Genomic DNA, 24,588 nt, shown 5'->3' with positions numbered 1-24,588 from the left:
AACGCCCAAGCGCGCGCGCATCCCCCGGGAGGCCTTACTGTATTTGCTCAGAGTTCCGCCAACGCGCCGACATGGTCGGCGACCGCGAGCGATGACGTCAGTCCGGGCGATTCAATGCCGAACAGGTTGATCAGGCCCGCGACGCCGTGATCGGCCGGCGCCTGGATCAGGAAATCCTGGGTCGCCACCGCCGGCGGCACGATCTTGGGGCGGATTCCCGAATAGCTCGGCATCAGCGCGCCGTCCGGCAGGGCCGGCCAGTATTTCCGGATCGCCGGATAGAACCGCTCGGCCCGATCAGGGTCGACCGCGTAATCGATGTGATCGATCCATTGGACGTCGGGCCCGAATCTCGCCTGTCCGGCCATGTCGAGCGTCAGGTGGACGCCGAGCCCACCGGGTTCCGGCACCGGGTAGATCAGCCGCGAGAACGGCGCCCTGGCGCTGCAGCTGAAGTAATTGCCCTTGGCCAAATAGGCCGTTGGAATCAATTCGATCGGCATGCCCTCGACGTTGCGCGCGACTGCCGTCGCGCCGAGCCCGGCGGCATTGACCAGGAGATCGCAGGCCAGCGTCATCGGCGCGGCGCCGCCGGCCTCGATCTCGAACCCGTCGGCGGTGGCCTTGGCGTGGAGCAGCGGCGTATGGAAGGCGAACGCCGCCCCGGCCGCCTCGGCGTCACCGCGCAGCGCCAGCATGTAAGCATGGCTGTCGATGATCCCGGTCGAGGGCGACAGCAGCGCTGCGTCGCAATTCAGCGCCGGCTCCAGCGCGCGCGCCGCCTCGCCGGACAACAGCTGCATGTCGTCGACGCCGTTGGCCTCGGCATGCGCGCGGATCGACTGCAGCTTCTCGGTCTCCGCAGGCGTGGTGGCCACGATCAGCTTGCCGCAATTCTTGTGCGGGATGCCGTGCTCGGCGCAGTAGCGGTAGAGCGCCCGCTTGCCGCTGACGCACATCCGCGCCATCAGGCTGCCGGCGCGGTAGTAGATGCCGGCGTGGATCACCTCGCTGTTTCGCGACGAGGTCACCGTGCCGATCCCCTCGGCCTCCTCGAGCACAATCACTTCGCGGCCGGCCTGTGCCAGCCGCCGCGCCACGGCGAGGCCGATCACCCCCGCACCGACGATCACGCAATCAACCCTGTCCATCTCGTCCTTCAGGTCCGAAAATTTCCGCCCAGCCGCGCCATGACCGTTGCCGCCAACATCGTTCAGCCGATCCGGCCGCCTTGGGCAAGTGCTTATTAGGCAAGTGCTTGGGCCATCTCAAATAGTTGGGAAGCCATGCCCTGTTAGTGGAGCATTAATCATGTCAGGGCAATTGCCATAAATTAAGTCAGCATTTTCCGGTTGCATCAGTACGCGTTTACCCGATCCAAACCGCCGGAGCCGGACACTCGCCCCGGAAATCCGCGGGTGATCGATGGTTGGCAGGAAGGTGCAGGCGGGCGGGAAGAATTCGATTCCGGCAAGGGCCGTGCTCTGCCTGATCGCCGCCGTCGCGCCGTGCGCTGCAGCCCGGGCCGGCACCGGTGCGTTCGCGCCGTCGAGCTATCTGGGCAGCCTCGATCCCGGCCTGGTCTGGGAGCTGCTGATCGGCAGCGTGGTGGTGGCGTCCTTTTTCGGCGCGGTCGGGCTGTGGATCCTCTCGGCGCTGCGCAAGGCCAAGCGCGCGCAATTGCGGCGTAACGCCTTCGTCTCGTCGGCACTCAACCATTTGAACCAGGGCGTGGTGATGACCGATGCGCAGGAGCGCATCGTGTTCTGCAACGACCGCTATCTCGACATCTACGGCCTGTCGCGCGCCGACATCAGGCGCAACATGACCGGCGTCGAGCTGCTGGAACTGCGCCGCGACCGCGGCGTGCTCGACGTCAGCGCCGAGGATTTCTTCGCCAGGGCCGCGGCGCCGGAGGGACTGGTTAGCGAGCTGCCCGGCGGCAGGTCGGTGCTGGTGAAGTATTTTCCATTGCCGAACGGCGGCTCGGTCGCGACCCATCTCGATTGCACCGACCAGCGCAAGCTGTCGCGCAAGCTCGCCTCGACCACACAATTCCTGGAATCGGTGCTCGACAACGTTCCGGTCTGCGTCGCGGCCAAGAACATCGAGGACGGCCGCTACATCTTCGCCAACCGCGCCTTCGAGCGCTTCTCGCGCTTCTCGCGCGATCACATCGTGGGCAAGCGCGCCGACGAGATCTTCCGCCCCGAGACCGCCGCCAGCATCGACACCGCCGACCGCGCGGCGTTGAGCGCGGCGGAAGGCTATCACCGCAGCGAATTCTTCGTCGAACGCGGTTCGGACAAGCGGATCCTCGCCTCCAACCGCGTGATCGCCCGCAACGAGGCCGGCGAGCCGGAATTCCTGATCGCGCTGTTCGAGGACGTCACCGATCGCCGTTCGCTGTCGCGCGAGCTCGAGAACAACAAGAAGTTCCTCGAGCTCGTGGTCGACAACATCCCGGTCTCGCTGATCGTGCAGCGGGTCAGCGACGGCCGCTACCTCCTGGCCAACCGCAGCGCCGAGACGATCCTCAATCGCCGCCGCGAGGACGCCGCCGGCCTGACCGCGTCCGACATCTTCAATGCGCGTGAAGCCAAGCTGATCATCGCCCGCGACGAGGCCGCGATCAGGAAGCGCAGCATGATCGCCGAGGAGCATCCGATCTCGACCAAGGACGGCCTGCGGCTGTTCCTGACCCGCCGCATGACCGTGCTCGACGATGTCGGCGAGCCGCAATATCTGATCAAGACCCATGAGGACGTCACCGACCGGCGCCAGACCGAGTCGCGGATGGCGCACATGGCCTATCATGACGGCCTGACCGATCTGCCGAACCGCGCCGCCTTCCTGCAGGCGCTGACCCAGATGATCGAGGCCTGCGACGGCACCGACGAGGAGTTCGCCGTGCTCTGCGTCGATCTCGACGGGTTGAAGGAGATCAACGACGTCTACGGCCATGCGATGGGCGACAAGGTGCTGGTCGAGGTCGCGCAGCGTCTGCAGGCCGTGGCGCGCGGCGGCGTGGTCGCGCGGCTCTCCGGCGACGAATTCGGCCTCATCATCGACGGCAAGCAGCCGGTCGCCGGCATCGCGCTGGCCGAGCAGGCCGCCGAGGCGCTCGGGCAGGATTTCCTGATCGACGGCAAGTCGGTGCGAACCGGCCTCACCACAGGGATCGCGGTGTTCCCGGACAACGGATCCGACGCGGCGTCGCTGCTGGCCAATTCCGGCGCGGCGCTGTTTCGCGCCAAGGCGAAGTCGCGCGGCACGATCTCGATCTTCGAACCGGAGATGGACCAGCAGATCCGCGATCGCCGCGTGCTGCACCAGGAGCTGTCGGTCGCGATCAAGAATGGCGAATTGTCGCTCTACTACCAGCCGCAGGCCGCCGCGGGCGGCAGCGTGGCGGCCAGCCAGATCATCGGCTTCGAGGCGCTGGCGCGCTGGCACCATCCGGTGCGCGGCTGCGTGCCGCCCGGCGACTTCATTCCGCTCGCGGAAGAAAGCGGCCTGATCGTCGAGATGGGCGAATGGATTCTGCGCGAAGCCTGCCGGGAGGCGGCCTCCTGGGCGATCCCGCTGCAGGTCGCGGTGAACCTGTCGCCGGCGCAATTCACCCATGGCGACCTCGTCGGCCTCGTGCATTCGATCCTGCTCGAGACCGGGCTCACGCCGGACCGGCTCGAGCTCGAAATCACCGAGGGCGTGCTGATCGAGGATTTCGACCGCGGCCTGTCGCTGCTGCGGCGGCTGAAGGCGCTCGGCGTCCGCATCTCGATGGACGATTTCGGCAGCGGCTATTCCTCGCTGAGCTACCTGCAGGCGTTTCCGTTCGACAAGATCAAGATCGACCGCGCCTTCGTCATCAATCTCGGCCGCAACCCGCAATCGGCCGCGATCGTGCGCGCGGTGATCGATCTCGGCCACGGCCTTGAAATGTCGATCGTCGCCGAAGGCGTCGAGACCGAGGCGCAGCTCGACTTTCTCGCCGAAGAGGGCTGCGACGCGGTGCAGGGCTATCTGATCGGCAGGCCGGCCCCGATCGGTCAATTCGCCGCGCTGGTCGGCGGCGACCAGCTTGCCGAAACCGTGCGCAGAGCCGGGTAATTTGGCCTGAATCGCCCGGCCGGCTGTGCTTGCCATCCGCTGCACGTCCGGCTACATCTCGACCCACCACATCATTTCAGCCGAGAAAGGAGGGCTGCGTCGTGGCGAGATACACCGATCCCCACCTCAAGCGTGGCCCCGTCAACGCCCTGCAGATGCGTTTGCAGGGCTGACCGGAAACTCGCGCTAAATCCTTCCTGGTCTGCCCTTCGTGGCCGTGCGGCGTCGACGCTTGAGCGTTCGCGCCTGCACTCAAATCCCTCGCCGCGCTTCGACACGCACATCCGATGATGGCTGGACGCCTCGGGATGTTGCGATTGCCGGCAAGACCAGAGAATTGATCGTGACCCTCATCAATGTCCGCAATCTCGGCGTGACCCTGAACGCGCCGCTGTTTTCCGAACTGAATTTTGTCGTCAATGCCGGCGACCGCATCGGGCTGGTCGCCGCCAACGGCCGCGGCAAGTCTACGCTGCTGCGCTGCATCGCAGATGCGATGGAGCCCAACGAAGGCGATATCACCCGTGCGCGCGGACTGACCGTTGGCCATGTCGAGCAGGATGCGCCGCCCAAACTCCTGGATACGCCGTTCCATGCCGCCGTGCTCGAGGCGCTTCCCGGTGAGCAGCGCGCCAACGAGGGCTGGCGGGTCGACGTCGCCTTGCAATCGCTCGAGGTGCCGGAGGAGCTGTGGACGAGACCGCTGAAGCAGCTGAGCGGCGGCTGGCTGCGGCTTGCGGTGCTCGCCCGCGTGCTGGTGACCGAGCCCGACGTGCTGCTGCTCGACGAGCCGACCAACCATCTCGACCTCGCCAAGATCGGCCGGCTCGAGGGCTGGCTGAACGCGCTGCCGCGCGAGATGCCGGTGGTGATCGCAAGCCATGATCGCGCCTTCCTCGATGCGACGACCAACCGGACACTGTTCCTGCGCCCGGAGCGGTCGCAGCTGTTCTCGCTGCCCTATACCGCGGCGCGCGCGGCGCTCGACGAATTCGATGCCTCGGACGAGCGACGCTATCAGCGCGACATGAAGGCCGTGCGGCAGCTCCGGCAGCAGGCCGCGAAGCTCAACAATCTCGGCATCAATTCCGGCAGCGACCTTCTGCTGTCGAAGACCAGGCAATTGAAGCAGCGCGCCGAGAGACTGGAGGAGACGGCGAAGCCCGCGCATCTGGAACGCTCGGCCGGAACGATCCGGCTCGCTAACCGCGACACCCATGCCAGGGTCCTGATCAGGCTGGACAACGCCGGGATCGCCACACCCGACGGCCGGCTGTTGTTCAGGACCGGCCAGCAGTTCATCTGCAAGGGCGACCGGATTGCGCTGCTCGGGCCGAATGGCGCCGGCAAGACCCGCTTCGTCGCGGCGCTGCGGCTGGCGATCGAGAATGCCGCAGCGGCACCGGCCGAGATCCGGGCCACCGAGTCATTGGTGCTTGGCTATTGCGATCAGGCGCTGGCCGATCTCGCCGATAGCGACACGCCGATGCGCATGCTGACGCGGCGCTTCGAGGTCGGTGATCAGCAGGCGCGCGGCCTGCTCGCCGGTGCCGGGCTCTCGATCGAGATGCAGGGCCGACCGATCGGGCGGCTGTCGGGCGGGCAGAAGGCCCGCCTCGGCATGCTGGTGCTGCGGCTCACCCAGCCGAACTTCTATCTGCTCGACGAGCCGACCAACCACCTCGACATCGAGGGCCAGGAGGCGCTGGAGGACGAGTTGATGGAACAGCAGGCCAGCTGCCTCCTGGTGTCGCACGACCGCCAGTTCGTGCGCACGGTGGCCAACCGATTCTGGGTGATCGACGGCAGGAAGCTGATCGAGGTCGATGGACCGGAACAGTTCTTTGCCGCGGCCGGCGCGGGCTAGTGCGTGATGGAGTCAGGTTGGATAGCCGTCGCGAAGACGGTGTGCCTCTCCCGCTCGCGGGCCGTCGCAGGAGGAGCGCTGCCAAAATATCGAAAACAACCCCATGCAAAGTAGCCGGCGGCGGCCGGCGTTCGAGCAGGCTACTTGACACGTCGGGCAACTCAGGGGCATTATTCCAATATTCCGAAATCATGCAAGCGTACGTTCGCCCCCCGCAAGCGGGAAGGTGAGTGTGCCGTGATTCACCCGGACATCATGTAGCTCAGCGCCGCGCCTTGACGCATTTTTCGTGCGAACCCGTCTTTTGTTCGCATTGAAATGCGATAGGCGTTGCGCATGGCGGACTACGACGTCGCGATCATCGGCGGTGGCCTGAACGGCACGAGCATTGCCCGTGATGCCGCCGGCCGCGGCCTGCGCGTGATCCTGCTGGAGCAGGGCGATCTCGGTTCCGGCGCATCGCAGGCTTCGCCGCGGCTGGTCCATGGCGATCTGGCCGGGCTGGAACGGCGGCAGTTCTTCCGCGTCCGCCGGGCGCTGAGGGAACGCGACGTGTTGCTGCGCATTGCGCCGCATCTGGTGCGGCCGGTGCGCTTCGTGATCCCGGCGCATGCCGAGGAGCGGCCGCCGTGGCAGTTGCGGTCGTTGCTGCTGCTCTACGAACGGCTGACTTCGCGCAGCGGTCTGCCGCGCTCGGCGACGCTCGATGTCACCCACCATCCGGTCGGCAATGCGCTGAAGCGGCCGTTCGGAACCGCGTTCGAATATTCCGACTGCGTCGTCGACGATTCCCGGCTCGTCGTGCTCACCGCCGTCGATGCCGCGGCGCGCGGCGCCGATATCCGCACCGGCGCGCGCGTGACCCGGGCCGAGCGCGGCGAGACCTGGCGGCTGGTCGTGATCGACCGCGGCTACCGGCGGGTGATCACGGCGCGGGCGCTGGTCAGCGCGACCGGCGCGTGGACCGCCTCGGTCGCCGACATCGTGCTGCGGGTGCCTGCGCCGCAGCTTGCGACCGTGCAGATCAGCCAGATCGTGGTGCGCCGCCTGTTCGACTGCGACAACGTCTATGTGTTTCAGAACCCTGACGGCCGGTTGATCTTCGCCAGTCCCTACGAGCGCGACTTCACCCTGATCGGCAGCGTCAGTCATCCCTTCAAGGGTGATCCGGCGGTTGTCGCAATTGGTGTGCGCGAGGAGGCCTATCTCTGCGACGCCGCCAATCGCTACTTTCGCGAACAGATCGCTCCAGTCGATGTGCTGCGGACCGTCTCCGGTGCCAATTCCGTGCTCGTGCCCGCGCGCCGGCACATGAGCGATGGCGCAGCGCTGCTCGATGTCAGGCGCGGCAAGGCGCCGCTGCTTACGATCTTCGGCGGCGACGTCACCACCGCGCGGCGCCGCGCCGAGCGGACGGTGTCGGAGTTCACGCGGTTTTATCCGATGACGCCGCGCTGGACCGCAACGGCGCCGCTGCCGGGCGGCGAGTTCGCGTGGCAGCGCTTCGAGACCGAGGTCGACATCGCCCGCGACCGCTGGCGCTTCCTCGGCGAGGCGCAGGCGCGGCGGCTGGTGGCCGCCTATGGGCTGAACGTCAGAGATGTTCTGGGCGACGCCAAAGAGAAGGCCGATCTCGGCCCGGCCTTCGGTCCCGAACTGACCGGCGCCGAGGTGCGCTACCTCATGCGCAAGGAATGGGCGCGCTTTGCCGACGATATCCTGTGGCGCCGCTCAAAGCTCGGGCTGACCATGCCGCAAGCCGATCGCGACGCGCTTGCGGCGTTCATGGCGAAGATGGATTGAGCTCGATTCAAACCTCCCCTTGAAAAGGGGAGGTCGCTTTGCTCGCCAGAGCAAAGCGGGTGGGGATTCTGCCTCCATGACAACCGGTGTCGTTCGTGGCCGACCCCCATCCCGACCTTCCCCCTTTCAGGGAAGGAGGAGAGCTCCAGCAGCGGCTATTGCCGGGCCGCCTCCTGTGACCAGGCGAGGTCGCGCCGGGACGGACGGCGATGCAGCCGCTCCGAGATCAGGCTCGTTGCCTGCCGGCCCTGGCCGGCGCGCAGGCATGCGACGATGAAGGTGTCCTCCCACAATTCACGTTGCGCATGGCTGCCGCCGATTCGCACCAGCTCTGGCATCAGCGGCGCAAGGATGCGCACCGCGTCGTCGTGATCGCCGGCGGCGAAGGCCGCGATCCCGCGGCCGAGCCCGATCGCCGCGGGGCCCGGCGCCAGTCTGCCGTCGGCAGCGCGCGCGGCCATCTCGACCAGCCGCGCCTCGAGCGCGTCGTTGTTGGTCGTGGCTGCGACCAGCGCGTGGTGCACGTCGGCGAAATGCGCGCCGGCCTTCGGGAAGTAGCCGTCGCCATAGGCGGCGACATCCTTCCAATGCTGCTCGAGACCGGTCTTGCCGGCGACCGTCAGCCGCCACAGCAGCGAGGCCGTGTCGGTGAAGATATTGAGCGGCGGATAGGGGCGGCCCGCCGGCTTGATGTGCTGCTCGTAAATGTCGAGCGCGCTGTCGGCGTCGCCTTCCTCGATCGCAATCAAGGCCAGGTGCCAGGCGAGATGGCCCTGCAGGAAACTCGTCCGGTCATTCGCCGGCAGCCAGGCGGAAAGGAAGCTGCGGCCTTCCGCCGCGTCGCCCTGCTCGAACAACGCATGCGCGACCGCGTGCGCGGCGCCGGCGTTCTCCGGCTTCAGCGCATAGCCGCGCTCGGTGATGGCGCGACCCGAGACGATATCGCCGGCCTCGGTTTTCGACCAGCCGAGATAGGTGAGGAACCACCAATCGTCGCCATAGTCGCCGGCGTAACGCTCGCAGACGGCAAGCCGCGCGGCGTCATGATCGGGCCGGCCGGAGAACGCATAGAGGCCGAAGGCGCCGAGCAACAGCGACAGCACCTGCGCATCGCGCGGATATTCGCTGAGATGCTGCTCGGCCGCGGCCATCGCCTTCTTGCCTTGGCCCTCGATCACAGACGCCATGATCTCGATGTGCTGGCGCTCGCGCCGGCTTGCGGCCGCGGCCAGCTGCCGTGCATCGGCCGCCTTGGCGCGGGCCTTGGCGCCTTCCATGTTGAGCTGGTGGACGCGGGCACGGCCGATATGGGCCAATGCGAAATCGGGGTCCTCGGCGATCGCGGCCTCGAACGCCGCATCGGCGCCATGCAGCGCCGCCAGCATGCGATCGACGCCGTCGACATAGTAGGCGGCGGCGCGGTCCGAGGTCGTCGTCAGCGGCAGGCCGTAGCGGTCGTGAATCATCGGTTGCCCTCCCGGATTTGGCTGCGGAGTCTAGCAGAGGCGCGGACGCCGACAATATTGCGGGAGATGTCCGTGAGGCGGTTGAGCCGGTGGCGATCCACCGCTAGCTTGCCGCCAGAATCGGACCTTACGGGGAATCGGGGCTGACGGACGTGACATCGGGCGAAGCGAGTGCGGAGGCGGCAAGGCCGTTGCCTGAACCGGCCGTCTCGGACATGCCGCTGCTGCGGGTCGAGGGTGTCGCCAAGTCGTTCGGCAATTTCCGCGCGGTCGACAAGCTCTCGCTCGATATCCGCGCCGGCGAGTTCTTCGCGCTGCTCGGCCCGAGCGGCTGCGGCAAGACCACGCTGCTGCGCATGCTCGCCGGCTTCGAGACGCCGGACGAGGGCCGCATCCTGCTTGGCGGCAGCGACATCGCGCAGGTGCTGCCGCATGAGCGGCCCGTCAACATGATGTTCCAGAACTACGCGCTGTTCCCGCATCTGTCGGTGCGCGACAACATCGCCTTCGGTCTGAAGCGTGCCGGCATGGCGCGCGGCGACATCGCGGCCCGCGTCGCCGAGATGGTGGCGCTCGTCAAGCTCGAGGGGATGGAGAAGCGCAAGCCCGACCAGCTCTCCGGCGGACAGCGGCAGCGCGTCGCGCTGGCGCGCTCGCTGGCGCGGCGCCCGCAGGTGCTGCTGCTCGACGAGCCGCTCGCGGCGCTCGACAAGAAGCTGCGCGAGAGCACGCAAGGAGAGCTCATGGAGTTGCAGCGCCGGCTCGGCATGACCTTCATCATCGTCACCCACGACCAGGAGGAGGCGATGACGATGGCCGGCCGCATCGGGGTGATGGATGCCGGCCGTCTGGTCCAGGTCGCCACCCCGCGCAATCTCTACGAGGCGCCGGCCTCGCGCTGGATCGCCGAGTTCGTCGGCGACATCAATCTGTTCAACGGCGAGGTCACGTCCCGCGAGAACGGGCGCCTGACGGTCGCGACGGCTGATGCGGGCAGGCTGGCGGTCAGCGAGCTGTGGCCGCCGGTGACCAGGCAGGTCGTTGCCGTCGCGATCCGCCCCGAGAAGGTGAAGCTGTCGCGCCGCGCGCCGGCAACGGACGGCGGCGCGTCGCAGGCGATCAACCGGCTGGACGGCGTCGTCACCGACGTCAACTATCTCGGCGGCGTGACCAGCTACCGGGTGAAGCTGGAGACGGGCGCGGTGGTGCGCGCGTCGATGGCCAACACCGCGCGGCTCGATGTAGATGCCTATCTCGCCGGCCAGCGTGTGGTGGCATGGTTCACCGCCGACGATTGCCTGGTGCTCGAACAATGAGCGCGCGCCGCATCTTCGCCCGGCCGGCGCGGTTCGCCGCGATCGCGCCCTATCTGTGGATGGTGCTGTTCTTCCTGGTGCCGTTCGGCTTCGTGCTGAAGATCAGCCTGTCGCAGACCGCGATCGCGCAGCCGCCCTATACGCCGGTGTTCGAGTTCACTGAGGGCCGCGCGGCGCTGGCCGCGGCGTTCGCGCAATTGTCGTTCGACAATTTCCGCCTGCTGATCTCGGACAATCTCTACATCCTGTCCTATCTGCGCAGCCTCGTCGTCGCGGTGACCGCGACGCTGATCCTGCTCCTGATCGGTTATCCCATTGCCTACGGCATGGCGCGCTTGCCGCAGCGTTGGCAGGGCGTGGCGATGATGCTGGTCATCGTGCCGTTCTGGACCTCGTTCCTGATCCGCATCTATGCCTGGATCAACATCCTGCAGCATGACGGCCTGCTCAACCAGGTTCTGCTGGCGCTGCACATCGTGTCCGCGCCGGTGGTCTGGCTGTCGACGGACAGCGCGATGTATCTCGGCATCGTCTATTCCTATCTGCCGTTCATGATCCTGCCGCTCTATGCGACGCTCTCCAGGATGGACGCGTCGCTGCTGGAGGCCGCGGGCGATCTCGGCGCCTCGCCGTTGCAGGCGTTCTGGCTGGTGACATTCCCGCTGTCGCTGCCCGGCGTCGGCGCCGGCGCGCTACTCTGCTTCATTCCTGTTGTCGGCGAGTTTGTGATCCCCGACCTGCTCGCCGGCTCCAACTCGCTGATGATCGGGCAGACGCTGTGGCTCGAGTTCTTCACCAACAAGGACTGGCCGGTCGCATCGGCCGCCGCGGTCGCCTTGTTGCTGCTGCTGGTGCCGCCGCTCGTACTCTACGATCGCCTGCAGCGGCGTCAGCTCAAGGCCAACAGCTGATGGCGCGCCCCGTCACCAGGCTCACCAGGCTCACCCGCTTCAACATGACGTCGCTGGCGCTCGGGCTGGCGTTCCTCTATCTGCCGATCGTCATCCTCGTGATCTACTCGTTCAACGCCTCGCGGCTGGTGACGGTGTGGGGCGGCTGGTCGCTGCGCTGGTACCGCGAGTTCTTTGGCGACCGCGCCATGCTGGAAGCGGCGTGGATGAGCCTGTCGGTCGCCGCGGTGTCGGCGACGCTGGCGACACTGCTGGGCACGCTGGCGGCGATCGGGCTGGCGCGCGGCGAGCGGTTCCGGGGCCGGGCACTGTTCTCCGGCATGTTGTATTCGCCGCTGGTCATGCCCGAGGTGATCTCCGGCCTGTCGCTGCTGCTTTTGTTCGTGGCGCTCAATGCCGAGCGCGGGTTCTGGACGGTGACGATCGCCCACACCACGCTGACGATGTGCTTCGTCACGGTCGTGGTGCAGTCGCGCCTCGCTACGCTCGACCGCAGCCTGGAGGAGGCCGCGATGGACCTCGGCTGCGATCCGGTGCGGGCGTTCTTCCTGGTGACGCTGCCGCTGATCGTGCCGGCGATCGTGGCGGGGTGGATGCTTGCCTTCACGCTGTCGCTCGACGACGTCGTGATCGCGAGCTTCACCACCGGCCCGGGTTCGGCGACGCTGCCGATCCGGATCTATTCCGAGGTCCGGCTCGGAGTGAAACCCGAGATCAACGCGATCTGCACGCTGGGGATCGCGCTGATTGCCGTGATCATCGTGATCGCCTCGTTCGCGTCGAAACTGTCGAGCGCGCGCGGCGAGAGCGCCGCGCCGCTGTAATTTCCGTCATTCCGGGGCGATGTGAAACATCGAACCCGGAATCTCGAGATTCCCCGATGCGCAATTGCGCATCTGAGGTCTGGTGCTAACGCACCATCCCGGAATGACAGCGCGTCACGACTTGACAGCGCCTGCCGTCAGCCCGCCGACCATGTAGCGCTTGAAGGCGTAATAGACCGCGGCCGGCGGCAGCGCGTAGATGAAGCCGGTGGTCATCAGGAGCTCCCACGGCGAGTCGTCCGCGGCGAGGAAGTTGCCGAGCGCGACCGGCAGCGTGATGTCGGTGTCCTTCGACAGCAGCAGGAACGCGTAGAGATATTCGTTCCAGGCGAGCAGGATCGCATAGGTGCCGACCGCGACCAGCGACGGCATCATCAAGGGCACATAGACCAGGCGGAACAGCTGCAGTGTGGTGGCGCCGTCCATCGTCGCGGCCTCGTCGAGCTCGACCGGCAGCTTGTCGGAGGCCTGCTTCAGGACCCAGATCGCGTAGGGCGCGGCGATCGTCACCATCGCGAGGATCAGCGACCAGTGATTGTTGAGCAGGCCGTAATTGCCCATGGTGCGGTACATCGGCACGGCGAGGAACGCGGCCGGAATGAAGTAGGTGAACAGCGCCATGTTCATGACGGCGCGGCCGCCCGGCACGCGCAGCCGCGAGATCGAGAACGCGGCGGCGGTGGCGACGAACAACGTCAGCGCACCGACCGCGAGCGCGATCACGGTCGAATTCCAGAACTGGATCCAGAAGTCGCGCAGGAAGTAATGCTGCTGGTGGAACACGATCGAGAAATTGTGCAGCGTCGGATGCGTCGGCCACAGCTTGCCGGTGAACGCGTCCTCCTTCGGCGAGATCGCGAACACGAACATGTGGTAGATCGGGATCATGGTCCAGATGAAGACCGGGATGCCGATCAGCAGCAGCTTGGCTTCGGTACCGACTTCGCGGAGGGTGGGCAGCTTCATCGCGACAACCGTTTCATCATGAAATAGACCAGCGGCAGCACGAACGGCATGGCGCAGACGATCGAGGCCATCGCCAGCGAGAGCTGGTCGAGGCGCAGATAGCGGATGCCGAGGGTCGACAGCACGTGGGTGAGGTCGGCGGGGCCGCCGCCGGTGAGCAAGTAGACGCTGTTGAAGTCGCCGAGCGTCCAGATCATCGAGAGCAGCGTGCAGGTGATGTAGAGCGTCTGCATCGACGGCCAGGTGATGTAGCGGAATTTCTGCCACCAATTGGCGCCGTCGACGTCGGAGGCCTCGTACAGATCGTGCGAGATCGCGAGCCGCCCGGTCAGCAGGATCAGCGTCCAGAACGGCAGCGACTTCCAGATGTGCACGCCGATCGCCATCGCCAAAGCGACCGACGGATCGTTCAGCCAGTTCGGGCCGTCGTCGCCGGTGAACTTGAAGATCAGCTGGTTGACCACGCCCCATTCGGGATTGAGCATGAAGCGCACCGACAGGATGGTCGGGATCGAGGGCACCGCCCAGGGCAGGATGAAGATGACAGACAGCCACCTGATCCAGGGCCGCTGCTGGGCGAAGAAGCCGGACAGGAACAGCGCGATCAGCATCTTGATGTTGATGCCGATGACCAGGAAGATCAGCGTGTTGATCGCCGCGCGCGCGAAGATCGGGTCGTGATAGAGCGCGACATAGCTCGCCGGATGGCGCGCCAGCCACAGGCCGTAGCCGACCGGATAGACCACGAAGGCGAGGAAGACGAGCAGATAGGGCGCGAGCAGCACGATGCCCCAGACCTGCGGCGGCGACAGCCGCGCCGACAACGGCGGCGAGGGGACATCGGATGCGGAGAGTGTGATCGCCATTCGATTACTCTAAGATGTCGCTTACGTCGTCGATGTCGCCTACGTCGTCGTCCCGGCGAAGGCCGGGACCCATAACCACAGGGCCCGGCCGTTGCCAGAAAGCCGTCGACCAGCCTGCTCCCAAATTACTGCCTCGGCGTATGGTCCCGGCTTTCGCCGGGACGACGCGGAGCAAGTGTCGGCAGTGCCGGTCATCGTTGATGTTACCCCGCGACCTGCTTGATGCGGGCGATCAGTTCGTCGACGGCCTTGTCCACCGGCACCTTCTCGCTGACGACGCGGTTCATGGCTTTGGCCCAGACGTTCTCGTTGTTCAGGATGGTGAACTTCCAGTTCTTGGTGAAGTCGAACGGCGCGGTGCCGCCGGTGAACTGATTCCACACCGCCTTGCGGTGCCGGTCGGCCTGCCAGAACGGGCTCGCCTGGCTGGCCTTGGTCACCGGGAACCAGCGACCGAGCGCGCCCTCGACATAGGGCCGCACATTGTCTTCCTGCATCAGGAACGCGATGAACTGCTTGCCTTCCGCCTTGTTCTTGGCGTTGGCGAAGATCAGCCCGGTCTTGACGTCGGAGCGGTACTTGATGGTCGAGCCGTCCGGTGCCTTGGGGAAGGACGCGGTGATGATGTCCTGCTCATAGGCCTGCTTGCCGGCGGCGCGCTGCGCGTCGGTCAGCGCCGGGTTGGTGGAATCCTCGAACCACTTCGCCGCGATCGAGATCGTGAAATTGTGGGTCATCACGATCGTCTTGTTGTGGAAGGCGACGTTGTTGTCCGGATCCTTCCAGGTCGTCGAGGAGGGCGGCGTGCAGCCCTTGATGTAGGTGTCGGTGTAGTCCTTCAGCGCGTGGATCAACCCGTCGCGCACCTTGGGATCGTCGACCAGGAGCTTGCCGTCGTCGTCGACCAGCTTGACATGATAGGCGTCCATGAAGGTGTAGAACGACTGGAACGAGTCGGTGGATTCCACGCCCATCGGCTGGCCGACGCCGTAGATGCGCTGGCCGGTCGCCTTGCGGATCGCCGGCTGCACCTTGTCGCACCAGAACGACCAGTAATCCTCCCACTTGGTCGGGATGTCGGCGGCCTTGAAGCCGGCCTTCTCGAGCATGTCGCCCCAGATCTGGACGTGCATGCTCTGCTGCTTCAGCGGGAAGCCGTAATAGGCCTTCTTCTTGGCGACGTCGTTGTAGAGCAGCGCCGTCTCCAGCGTGTTCGGCGCGAACGCGTCCTTCATCGGCAGCAGGATGTCGGAGAGATCCTCGAGTTTGCCTTCATAGGCCCATTTGCCCTGGGCCTGCACATCGTAGGTGTCCGAATAGGCGACGTCGGGCACGGTGCCGGAATCGAGCGCGGCGACCGTCTTCGGAATCATGTCCTGGATCGCGTATTGCGACAGTTCGACCTTGATGCCGGTCTTGGCTTCGAATTTCTTGATCGTCTCGAGCAGCGCGTCGTCTTCGGATTTGTAAAATCCCTTGCCCCACCAGACGGTGATCGTCTTGCCCTGGGCCAGAGCGGGTGCAGTTGCGGCGAACAGGCCGACCGCGGCGACCGCAATTGATAGCGCACCGATAACCTTGGATCTCACGTTGTTCTCCCTCATGAGGCCGGCTTTTTAACCGGTTGGAGAAAACACTAGCGCATGCCCGTGACCCGATAAAGATGTCGCGCCGCCGACTTGTGTAGGGGTTTGCGGCGAGCGCGTGGATCGGTCCCGGTGCATCGATGCGCAAAGTGAATGGATTCAGTTCGACTTCGCATTCTCGGCCGACGCCGCCGGTGCGCCGCCGGGCGCGCCTGCCGCAGCATCGGGCGCCGCCGCGGGCCGTGCGGCTCCTCCGCCGGTGAAGCGCTCGATCACCGAGCGCACCGCGTCACGGGTCTTGCGATCCTTCACCGCATCGAGCAGCGGAGCGGAGGCCGGCGAGCGGCGGATCAGGCTTTCCGGATCGGGGAAGATCAGCGGATCGTCCCACGGGCCCTGGATCACGAAGGGCAGATCGAAACCGTTGCCGCCGGCCGATGCCGAGGTCAGGCTGGCGACGCCCTTGAGATCGTATTCGCGCGACGGCACCGAGGCCGTGCCGGTCAGCGTGATCTTCGCGGTGGGGCTTTCGACATGAATGTCGTCAGCGGTCGCGACGCCGTCGGCGAATTTCACCGAGATGCTGAGATTGTCGTAGGGCGTCGAGCCGGAGCGGAAATTGCCGCCGCCGGACAGCGGCCGCTTCTCCAGCCGCTTCAACAGCTGCTCGACATTGAAGCCCGCGATCGCGCCGTCATGTCCATTCAGCGTCGCGGTGCCGTCGAGCGACGACGCGAGCCCGAACGGGCTCGAGCCCGAGGCGGTCAGCGAGACGTTCAGGTTGCCGCGGCCGGACAGCTTGTTGATGCCGAACAATTCGCTGGCGCAGGCCTGCAGATCGACATCGGTGAACTGGAATTGCGCCCTGACGTCGGCGACCGCATCCGAGCGCGCGATCGCGAACGAGCCCTTGGCGATGCCGCCATACATCTGCGCCTCGCCGACGCTGAGCGCCAGCGCGCCGCCGCGCAGATTGGCGCCGAACGCGGTGCGGCCGAGCTTGGACGGGCCGACCGTGACCTTGGCCGCCGACAGGCGCATGTCGAGATCGGTCGACGACAGCGAGGAAAGGTCGAACAGCTGCCTGTTCCAGTCGCGCTGGCCGCTGGCCAGCAGGCGGAACGTCGAGATGTAAGGCGTGAAATCGAGGTTGCCGGCGGCAAGCGTCGCCTGCAGCGTCTGCCGGCCGTTATTGGCGTAGGTCATCACGCCCTCGGCGACGTTGCCGTCGAGCTCGACATTGACATTGGTGAGCGCGACCGAGCCGCCGACCACATTGGCGCGGGCCTTCAGCGCGAAGCGGCCGAAGCCGCCACCGCCGCCGGGCGGGGCCTGGCCCATCCAGCGCAACGCGTTGCGCAGCGACGGTGAGTCCATGGTGGCGACGCCTTCCATCATCAGGCTGGTGCGGTTGGCGACGGTTCCGTCGAAAGCAACTTTCAGCGGCGCGCTGGCGAGCCGTGCCTTCAGACCGGAGCGGTCGCCCGACAGCAACGCGACGAAGTCGCTGGCGCTGATCGAGCCGTCGACGCGTTCGCCGCGCCAGTCGAACTGGCCGGTTGCGGCAAAGGAACGCGAGATCGAGGGCCAGGCCAGCGACAGGTCGATATCGCCGAGCTGCTCGGAGATGTTGTTGGTGCCGTCCTGGTAGTTCAGCTCGCCGTCCTGGATCCGGATTTCGGAGAACGACACCTGGTTCTCGGCGCCGGGCGTCATCGCCTTGGCGATGGTCTCGACGAACGGCGTCCAGTTGCTCTCGCCGGCGCCGTCGCGGACCACATGGATATGCGGACGGAGCATCATGACGTCGGCAATCTCGAACCGCCGCAGCAACAGCGGCAGCAGGCGCAGATTGGCGGTCAGCACGTCGACCTGCAGGGCGGGACCGATGGTATCGGCGCCCTTCAGCCCGACATTATGAAAGGAGACGTAGCTGCCCGGAAAAACCGAGACGTCGATCGGGCCGTTGACGACGAGTTCGAGCCCGGTCACGGCGCGGATCTGCGCCTCCACCGCGCGCTGCAGCGCGTCCCGGTTGAGGAACCACGACGTTCCGACCAGCCCGACCAGCGCCAGGCCGAAAAGCGCCGCGATCGGCATCCCCAGGCGCTTAATTCCTTGGGCCATCGTCAATGACATATCCGGGTCGGGTTGAATTTTGTCGGGTCGTCGTCGAACACAGCGGGCTCTCGCCGGAGGCCCCTGCCAACCCACGCAACTTGAAGGGTTTTCTTGTCGCTTTCAAGGCCATGTTGCTGCCGCGGGCCGCCGCCCGTCGCCGCACCGGGCCGTGATTGACGCATTGCGAAGATTTCGCCTAATAATCCGCTTTGCCACAGCCGTTCCGCGCCCTCCATCAGGTATTCGCTGCATGAACAAAGTTTATCCCGACGCCAAATCGGCACTCGATGGTCTCCTCAAGGACGGCATGATGATCATGTCGGGCGGCTTCGGCCTCTGCGGCATCGCCGAGACCCTGTCCGACGCGATCCGCGAGTCCGGCGTCAAGGGCCTCACCGTCGTCTCCAACAATGCCGGCGTCGACGGCATCGGCCTCAGCCGGCTGCTGGAGACCCGCCAGATCAAGAAGATGATCTCGTCCTATGTCGGCGAGAACAAGCTGTTCGCCCAACAGTATCTCGCCGGCGAGCTCGAGCTCGAGTTCAACCCGCAGGGCACGCTGGCCGAGCGCATCCGCGCCGGCGGCGCCGGAATCCCGGCCTTCTACACCAAGACCGGCGTCGGCACGCTGATCGCCGAGGGCAAGGAAGTGAAGGAATTCGACGGCGAGAAGTACATCATGGAACGCGGCCTGTTCGCCGACGTCGCCATCGTCCATGCCTGGAAGGGCGACACCGCCGGCAATCTGGTCTACCGCAAGACCGCGCGCAACTTTAACCCGATGATGGCGACCGCCGCGAAGGTCACCGTCGCCGAGGTCGAGCACCTGGTGCCGGCCGGCGAGATCGATCCGGACCACATCCATACCCCCGGCATCTTCGTCAAGCGCATCGTCGAGGTCGGGACCGGCAAGAAGCGGATCGAGTTCCGCAACACCCGTCCGCGGCCCGCCGCCTAAAACATAATCCTTCAGGAGAGCCACATGGCCTGGACCCGTGAACAGATGGCCGCCCGCGCCGCCAAGGAGTTGCGCGACGGCTATTACGTCAATCTCGGCATCGGCATCCCGACGCTGGTCTCGAACTACATCCCCGACGGCATCGACGTCAGCCTGCAGAGCGAGAACGGCATGCTCGGCATGGGCCCGTTCCCCTATGAGGACGAGGTCGACGCCGACCTGATCAACGCCGGCAAGCAGACCGTGAGCGAGCTGCCCTCGACCAGCTATTTCTCGTCGGCCGATTCCTTCGGCATGGTGCGCGGCGGCCATATCGATCTGTCGATCCTTGGCGCCATGCAGGTGGCGCAGAACGGCGACCTCGCCAACTGGATGATCCCCGGCAAGATGGTGAAGGGCATGGGCGGCGCCATGGACCTCGTCGCCGGCGTCAAGCGCGTCGTGGTCGTGATGGAGCATTCCGCCAAGGACGGTCCGAAGCTGCTCAAGCAGTGCAACCTGCCGCTGACCGGCGAACGCGTGGTCGACATGGTCGTCACGGATTTGGCGGTGTTCACCATCGACAAGCACGGCAAGGACGGCATGGCGCTGATCGAGCTCGCCGACGGCGTCACGCTCGACGAGGTCAAGGCCAAGACCGAGGCCGAATTCCGCGTCGCGCTGAAGAACACCTGAGATGATCGGCGCGGGACGATCCTCGATCCGTCCCGCACGATCCGATGACGCCGGCTTCATCGCCCGCATTGTCCTGGCCGCGCAGCGCGGCCCGTTGCCGCGCGGCTGGTTCGACATCGCGCTCGACCGGGGCGAGGCGGAATGCCTGGCGTTCATGACACGGCTCGCCGTGGCGCGGGTGCGGTCATGGTATCACGTCGCCCATTTCCTGATTGCTGAAGTCGATGGCGTGCCGGCTGCCGCGCTGTGCGCGATTCCGGCATCCGGAACCGTCCTCGCCGCACGTGCGGCGATCGAGGAAGTCGCAGCAGAGACCGGCATGGACGCCGATGCCATCGTCGCGCGCGGCGGCTATGCCCGTAACTGCTGGGTACAAGGCGGCGAGGGCGACTGGCTGATCGAGCATGTCGCCCGACAAGCGTCCCATCGCAGCGGCGGCCTGGTGCAGGACTTGATCCGCCGCGCACTCGCCGACGGCAAGACGGCCGGTTACACGCAGGCATCGATCTCGTTCCTGATCGGCAACGACGCCGCCGAACGCTGCTATGCCAAGGCCGGCTTCACCTTCGCCGAAGAGAAGCGCGACGCCGCCTTCGAAGCGATGACCGGCGCGCCTGGCTTTCGCAGATTTGCGCGGGCGATGTGAATAGGGCGCACGGCGAACGGCCCGCATATACATCTGTCGTCCCGGCGAAGGCCGGGACCCATACGCCGCGGCGGATGTTGCAGGCGGGACTCGTCGTTGCAATCGCGCATGACAATTCGCGTCGGTGGTTATGGGTCCCGGCCTGCGCCGGGACGACGGTGAGTGTGCGGCACCGCTTGTGAGTCATACGCCCGCATTTTCGCGACATGGTTTGTCCGGGTTGACAGTTTTTTGCTGAGTTTCCCGTCGGGCAGCCACACGGCGCGGCGCATTCGGCGCCCGCCGCCCGCTTGTCCGGTCGTCCATGCAATGGCAGAATTGCGCCATGTTGTGCAAAATCGGACACGGGCCATGCCACTCATCCGGATCTGGGTCTATGACGGCATCCTCGCTTCGGGCGTGGCGGGGATTGTCGACGTGTTCACCGCCGCCAATTCGGTGACGTCGCGGCGACCGCGACGTCGCAGCGGCACGCCGTCGCAGCTGCGGTGGCGCGTCGAGTCCTTGAGTGGCCGGCCGGTCCACACGGCGTCAGGCCAGGTCATCGGCGTCGATGGGCCGATCGGTGCGCGGTCTTCGGCAGACGCGGTGGTGATCCCGGGACCGTTCGTCGGCGATATCGAGCGTTTCTTCGCGCGGCTCGATACCGTCGAGCCGCTACTCGCGGCGCTGCGTCGGCAGCATGAGCGCGGTACCCTGCTCGCGTCCTATTGCACCGGCAGCTTCATCCTCGCCGAGGCCGGCCTGCTCGACGGCAGGGTTGCGACCACCCATTGGGCGAAGGGACGGACATTCGCGATGCGCTACCCGGCAGTGGATCTGCGCGTCGCCGAGATCCTCACCGAGCAGAACCGCATTGTCTGCTCGGGCGCGGTGACCACCTCGCTCAATCTCGCGCTTCGGCTGGTCGAGAAATTCGCCGGTGCCGACGTAGCCGCCGAGACCGGCAAGCTGATGCTGATCGACAGCAATCGCGTCTCGCAGGCACCCTATGCCAGCCGCGCGCGCGACACGCAGCACTCCGACGCGCTGGTGGCGCGGGCGCAGAGCATGATGGAGAAGTCGCTGCAACAGGGCTTCAGTCTGGCCAGGCTGGCCCGCGACCTTTCGGTCAGCGAGCGGACGTTGAACCGCCGCTTCAAGCTGGCGGTCGGCGAGGCGCCCTTGCAATATCTGCAGGCGCTGCGGGTGGATGTCGCCAAGCGCCTGATCGAAACCACGCGGCTGAAGCTCGACGCGGTCAGCGGGCGCGTCGGCTACAACGATCTGTCGACCTTCCGTCGCCTGTTCAAGCGCGAAACCGGGCTTTCGCCCCGCGAATACCAGCGTCGGTTCGTGCGCAGGGCCCCCGCTAGCTGAGAAGGCCGTGTCCGAATTTGCCCTGAGAATGGCGATACTGCCACTGCTGCAAGGAGCACGCCGCGCATAGACCTCGTCCTGTCAACAACAGGAGGTCGCCTCAATGCCGATGATCGACGTGACAATTCCCGAAGGAGCCCTGAAGCCGGAAGCGGAAGCGCGGCTCATCAAGGAGCTCGGCGATATCCTGATCGGTCACGAGGGGTTCGATCCGGCGAACAAGGTTGCGCAAGGCGTCACCGTTGTCTTCCTGCATCGGCCGGCCGCAGTCTACGTGGCGGGCCGGCCATCGCCATCGCCGCGATTTCGCATCGTCCCGACGGTCCCCGAGGGGCAGTACACCGAAACCTCGCGCGCGGCCTTGGTAAAGGACGTGACCGATGCCGTGGTGCGCGCCGCCGGCGGTTCGTTCGACGATGTGGCGCCGCAGGTATGGGTGTTTCCGACAGAGATCCCCGACGGCCAGTGGGGCAGCCGTGGCGTCATTCGTCCGCTGCCGGACATCCAGGCCTTCATCGCCGGCGAGCACGAGCGCAAGGTCGGCGAGGCGCGTCTGGCGCGACGGCGGCGCGTCAAGGCGCTGGAGTTGCTTGCGGGCGCGCTCGACGCTGCCCGCAAGGGCGTCGACTGACGCGGGCGCAACCATGACATCCGACACGCATTTCAGGCTCGCGGCGGTCCAGGCCGCCGCGGTGCCATTCGATCGCGACGCCTCGCTGGAGAAGGCCTGCCGCCTGATCGGCGAGGCCGGCACCATGGGCGCGACGATCGCCGCCTTCGGCGAGACCTGGCTGCCCGGCTATCCCTTCTTCTGTCACGCGCCGACCGGGCCGAACACGTTTCGCGCGATGGCCGAATATCTCGACAACGCGGTCGAGATTCCCTCGCCCACGACCGATCGGCTCTGCGCCGCCGCCGAGGCCGCGGGACTGGATGTCGTGATCGGCGTCGCCGAACGTGATGCCGTGACCAAGGGCACGGTCTACTGCACGCTGCTGTTCATCGGCCGCGAGGGACGGCTGCTCGGCCGCCATCGCAAGCTGAAGCCCACCTTCACCGAGCGCTCGGTGTGGGCCGATGGCGACGCGGCGGGCCTGCGCGTGCATGAGCGGCCCTATGGCCGGATCAGCGGCCTCAATTGCTGGGAGCACAACACGATGCTGCCCGGCTATGCGCTGGCCGCGCAGGGAACGCAGATCCACGTCGCGGCGTGGCCGGGGCGGGAGCCCGCGGTGGCGCCACCGTCGCCGACGCCGCTCTGGCCGCGGCAGTTGTTGCTGTCGCGCGCGTTCGCCTCGCAGGCCGGCTGCTACGTCATCGCGGTCGGCGGCATGCGCTCGCGCGAAATCACGCCGGAACGTTACCGCGAACTCTCGACGATCGAGTACAGCGGTGACAGCGTCATCATCGATCCGCGCGGCGAGGTCATCGCAGGTCCGGCGCAGGGCGAGACCATCCTGATCGCGGACGGCTCGCGGGAGGCCGTGCTCGCCGCCAAGGCGCTGTGCGATATCGGCGGCCATTATTCGCGCCCCGACCTGCTGCGGCTGATCGTCGATCGCAATCCGCAGGAGCGGGTCATCGACTGCGGCTTCGCCGGGCGTGTCACGCCGGAGATGTGGGAGTGACGCGAACGGCGCGGGTATCCCGCGCCGTCAAAGCTTGTCGCGAGAGAGGTCGCTCCGCCTCACGAAGCTTCCTGCGGAATTGCGGATGGTGATTCCTCGCCCTTGAGCTCCTCGAGGCTGCGGTGCCGCGGCTCGATGCCGAGCGCCCATACGGTGATGATCTGCACGATGAGCAGTCCGATCATCAGGGCCATCACGCCGGCGACGCCGCGCGCTTCGAACAGCATCACGACCAGGAATGGTGTCACGATGGTGGCACCTCGACCGAGTGTGTTGACTATGCCGGATGCCCGCAGCCGCACCTCGGTCGGGAACAGTTCGGGAATATAGATGCCGAACAACAGTGCGACCAAGACATAGATCGGCACGGTCAGCGCGAAGCCGACGGCCGGCAGCAGGAATGGATCCGAGATCATCGGATAGATGACGCCGAGGATGATCGATATCAGCGATGCGCCGATGATCGTGGGCTTGCGGCCCCAGCGGTCGGCGGTCAGGGCGCCGATCGCCGAGCCGATCGGCGCGCCAAGCGCCATCAGCAGCGAGTAGCCGAACGAGGTCGCGACGGACAGGCCCTGCTTGATGAAGAACACCGGCAGCCAGGTCACGAAACCGTAGAGCAGCGTATTGATGGTAATCAGGCATACCGCGCCGACGATCATGCGGGACAGCAGCGGCGCAGCGAACAGCGTGGCGAGATCGGGCGACACCGGTGCCGGCGTTGCAGCCGCGGGCGCCGGCAAGGGCTGACCCTGGGAAGCTTCCTTCTCGATCGCCTGCATCAGCGCCTCGGCCTCGGCGGTGCGTCCCACCGCCTCCAGCCAGCGCGGCGACTCCGGCAGCGACTTGCGCAGGTACCAGACGATCAAGGCGCCGACGCCGCCCAGCACGAACATCGCGCGCCAGCCGAATTGCGGGACGACGACCGATGCGACCAGCAGCGCGATGGGCAGGCCGGTCACGACGCAGACGGCGGTGAAGCCGAGCCACTTGCCGCGGCTCCGGGCCGGCACGAACTCGGTCATGGTGGAATAGCCGACAACATTTTCGGCGCCGAGACCGACGCCCATCACGAAACGGCAGGCAATCAGAAAGGTCATGTTTGGCGCAAGCGCCGCCGCCAGGGACGCGATGCCGAACAGCAGCAAATTGAACTGGTAGGTGAAACGCCGTCCGTAACGGTCGCCGAGGAAGCCGGTGCCGAAAGATCCGAGCATCATGCCGACGAAGGTTGCGGAGATGAACGCGGCGTTTTGGGCGAGCGTCGAGAACCCGGTTTTCAGCGTCACGCCGAGCACTGTGCCGGCGATATAGATGTCGAAACCGTCGAAGAACATTCCGATCCCGATCAGGATCATGATCCGGCGATGGAATGGTCCGATCGGTAGCCGATCGAGGCGGCTCCCGGCATTGACCGATGTCGACATATGCGCTCTCCCCTTGACTGTTTTCCTCGGTGATGCGGCCCGCCATCTGTGGGCGG

19 protein-coding genes are annotated in these 24,588 nt (G+C 66.1%); 12 read left to right on the top strand and 7 right to left on the bottom strand.

Annotation, left to right across the window (positions count from 1 at the left end):
* Positions 1 to 47: 47 nt before the first annotated feature.
* Positions 48 to 1,151 carry an NAD(P)/FAD-dependent oxidoreductase gene (locus ACVMDN_RS32240; RefSeq protein WP_076829607.1) on the bottom strand — a complete coding sequence of 368 codons (1,104 nt, stop codon included), beginning with the start codon at positions 1,149 to 1,151 and terminating at the stop codon, positions 48 to 50.
* A gap of 274 nt (positions 1,152 to 1,425) precedes the next feature.
* On the opposite strand from ACVMDN_RS32240, the gene ACVMDN_RS32235 reads away from it, so the two are divergent.
* The 3 genes from ACVMDN_RS32235 to ACVMDN_RS32225 all read left to right on the top strand — a co-directional run bounded on the left by ACVMDN_RS32235 (position 1,426) and on the right by ACVMDN_RS32225 (position 7,783).
* On the top strand, positions 1,426 to 4,113 hold the full coding sequence (locus ACVMDN_RS32235) for a sensor domain-containing protein (RefSeq protein WP_310885544.1): 2,688 nt from the start codon (positions 1,426 to 1,428) through the stop codon (positions 4,111 to 4,113).
* A gap of 343 nt (positions 4,114 to 4,456) precedes the next feature.
* On the top strand, positions 4,457 to 5,980 hold the full coding sequence (locus tag ACVMDN_RS32230) for an ABC-F family ATP-binding cassette domain-containing protein (RefSeq protein ID WP_076829772.1): 1,524 nt from the start codon (positions 4,457 to 4,459) through the stop codon (positions 5,978 to 5,980).
* Positions 5,981 to 6,316: 336 nt separating this feature from the next.
* On the top strand, positions 6,317 to 7,783 hold the full coding sequence (locus tag ACVMDN_RS32225; RefSeq protein ID WP_076829611.1) for a glycerol-3-phosphate dehydrogenase: 1,467 nt from the start codon (positions 6,317 to 6,319) through the stop codon (positions 7,781 to 7,783).
* 155 nt (positions 7,784 to 7,938) lie between these two features.
* On the opposite strand, the gene ACVMDN_RS32220 is transcribed toward ACVMDN_RS32225, so the two are convergent.
* The gene (locus ACVMDN_RS32220) at positions 7,939 to 9,168 is read right to left on the bottom strand and encodes a tetratricopeptide repeat protein (RefSeq protein ID WP_083715101.1); all 1,230 of its coding nucleotides are present in this window, start codon (positions 9,166 to 9,168) and stop codon (positions 7,939 to 7,941) included.
* Positions 9,169 to 9,464: 296 nt separating this feature from the next.
* On the opposite strand from ACVMDN_RS32220, the gene ACVMDN_RS32215 reads away from it, so the two are divergent.
* The 3 genes from ACVMDN_RS32215 to ACVMDN_RS32205 are packed head-to-tail and all read left to right on the top strand — an operon-like array spanning position 9,465 to position 12,300.
* On the top strand, positions 9,465 to 10,565 hold the full coding sequence (locus ACVMDN_RS32215) for an ABC transporter ATP-binding protein (protein ID WP_244558894.1): 1,101 nt from the start codon (positions 9,465 to 9,467) through the stop codon (positions 10,563 to 10,565).
* A complete protein-coding gene (locus tag ACVMDN_RS32210) occupies positions 10,562 to 11,476 on the top strand; it encodes an ABC transporter permease (RefSeq protein ID WP_057019022.1) in 915 nt (304 codons plus the stop codon). Before ACVMDN_RS32215 ends, ACVMDN_RS32210 begins: the two co-directional genes overlap by 4 nt.
* Entirely contained in the window at positions 11,476 to 12,300 is an 825-nt protein-coding gene (locus tag ACVMDN_RS32205; protein WP_076829616.1) for an ABC transporter permease, read from the top strand. The genes ACVMDN_RS32210 and ACVMDN_RS32205 overlap by 1 nt, the downstream gene beginning before the upstream one ends.
* 114 nt (positions 12,301 to 12,414) lie before the next feature.
* Here ACVMDN_RS32205 and ACVMDN_RS32200 read toward each other — a convergent pair whose 3' ends face one another.
* The 4 genes from ACVMDN_RS32200 to ACVMDN_RS32185 form a co-directional block, all read right to left on the bottom strand.
* Positions 12,415 to 13,266 carry a carbohydrate ABC transporter permease gene (locus ACVMDN_RS32200; RefSeq protein WP_076829618.1) on the bottom strand — a complete coding sequence of 284 codons (852 nt, stop codon included), beginning with the start codon at positions 13,264 to 13,266 and terminating at the stop codon, positions 12,415 to 12,417.
* Positions 13,263 to 14,132 (bottom strand): carbohydrate ABC transporter permease, encoded by an 870-nt coding sequence (locus ACVMDN_RS32195; protein WP_076829621.1) that lies wholly within the window; start codon positions 14,130 to 14,132, stop codon positions 13,263 to 13,265. Before ACVMDN_RS32195 ends, ACVMDN_RS32200 begins: the two co-directional genes overlap by 4 nt.
* A gap of 203 nt (positions 14,133 to 14,335) precedes the next feature.
* Complete coding sequence (locus tag ACVMDN_RS32190) at positions 14,336 to 15,721, bottom strand: ABC transporter substrate-binding protein (RefSeq protein WP_057019053.1); 1,386 nt, start codon at positions 15,719 to 15,721, stop codon at positions 14,336 to 14,338.
* A 156-nt stretch (positions 15,722 to 15,877) separates the two neighbouring features.
* The gene (locus tag ACVMDN_RS32185; protein WP_076829623.1) at positions 15,878 to 17,845 is read right to left on the bottom strand and encodes an AsmA family protein; all 1,968 of its coding nucleotides are present in this window, start codon (positions 17,843 to 17,845) and stop codon (positions 15,878 to 15,880) included.
* Positions 17,846 to 18,089: 244 nt separating this feature from the next.
* Between ACVMDN_RS32185 and ACVMDN_RS32180 the strand changes: the two genes are divergently transcribed.
* The 6 genes from ACVMDN_RS32180 (at position 18,090) to ACVMDN_RS32155 (ending at position 23,105) form a co-directional block, all read left to right on the top strand.
* The gene (locus tag ACVMDN_RS32180; RefSeq protein WP_016842309.1) at positions 18,090 to 18,797 is read left to right on the top strand and encodes a CoA transferase subunit A; all 708 of its coding nucleotides are present in this window, start codon (positions 18,090 to 18,092) and stop codon (positions 18,795 to 18,797) included.
* A gap of 24 nt (positions 18,798 to 18,821) precedes the next feature.
* A complete protein-coding gene (locus ACVMDN_RS32175) occupies positions 18,822 to 19,472 on the top strand; it encodes a 3-oxoacid CoA-transferase subunit B (protein WP_018268725.1) in 651 nt (216 codons plus the stop codon).
* A gap of 1 nt (position 19,473) precedes the next feature.
* Positions 19,474 to 20,118: an N-acetyltransferase gene (locus ACVMDN_RS32170; RefSeq protein ID WP_076829626.1), complete on the top strand. Its 645-nt coding sequence runs from the start codon at positions 19,474 to 19,476 to the stop codon at positions 20,116 to 20,118.
* A gap of 351 nt (positions 20,119 to 20,469) precedes the next feature.
* Entirely contained in the window at positions 20,470 to 21,477 is a 1,008-nt protein-coding gene (locus ACVMDN_RS32165) for a GlxA family transcriptional regulator (RefSeq protein ID WP_076829629.1), read from the top strand.
* A 103-nt stretch (positions 21,478 to 21,580) separates the two neighbouring features.
* Positions 21,581 to 22,108: a tautomerase family protein gene (locus ACVMDN_RS32160; protein WP_076829632.1), complete on the top strand. Its 528-nt coding sequence runs from the start codon at positions 21,581 to 21,583 to the stop codon at positions 22,106 to 22,108.
* Between the two features lie 13 nt (positions 22,109 to 22,121).
* Positions 22,122 to 23,105 carry a carbon-nitrogen hydrolase family protein gene (locus tag ACVMDN_RS32155; protein ID WP_141342314.1) on the top strand — a complete coding sequence of 328 codons (984 nt, stop codon included), beginning with the start codon at positions 22,122 to 22,124 and terminating at the stop codon, positions 23,103 to 23,105.
* 59 nt (positions 23,106 to 23,164) lie between these two features.
* Here ACVMDN_RS32155 and ACVMDN_RS32150 read toward each other — a convergent pair whose 3' ends face one another.
* On the bottom strand, positions 23,165 to 24,532 hold the full coding sequence (locus ACVMDN_RS32150; RefSeq protein ID WP_076829638.1) for an MFS transporter: 1,368 nt from the start codon (positions 24,530 to 24,532) through the stop codon (positions 23,165 to 23,167).
* Between the last annotated feature and the right edge of the window lie 56 nt (positions 24,533 to 24,588).

This window comes from Bradyrhizobium sp. USDA 4510 (assembly GCF_054059095.1).
Note: the sequence above shows the minus strand (reverse complement) of the source record. Positions and strands in the feature narration are given on the sequence as shown.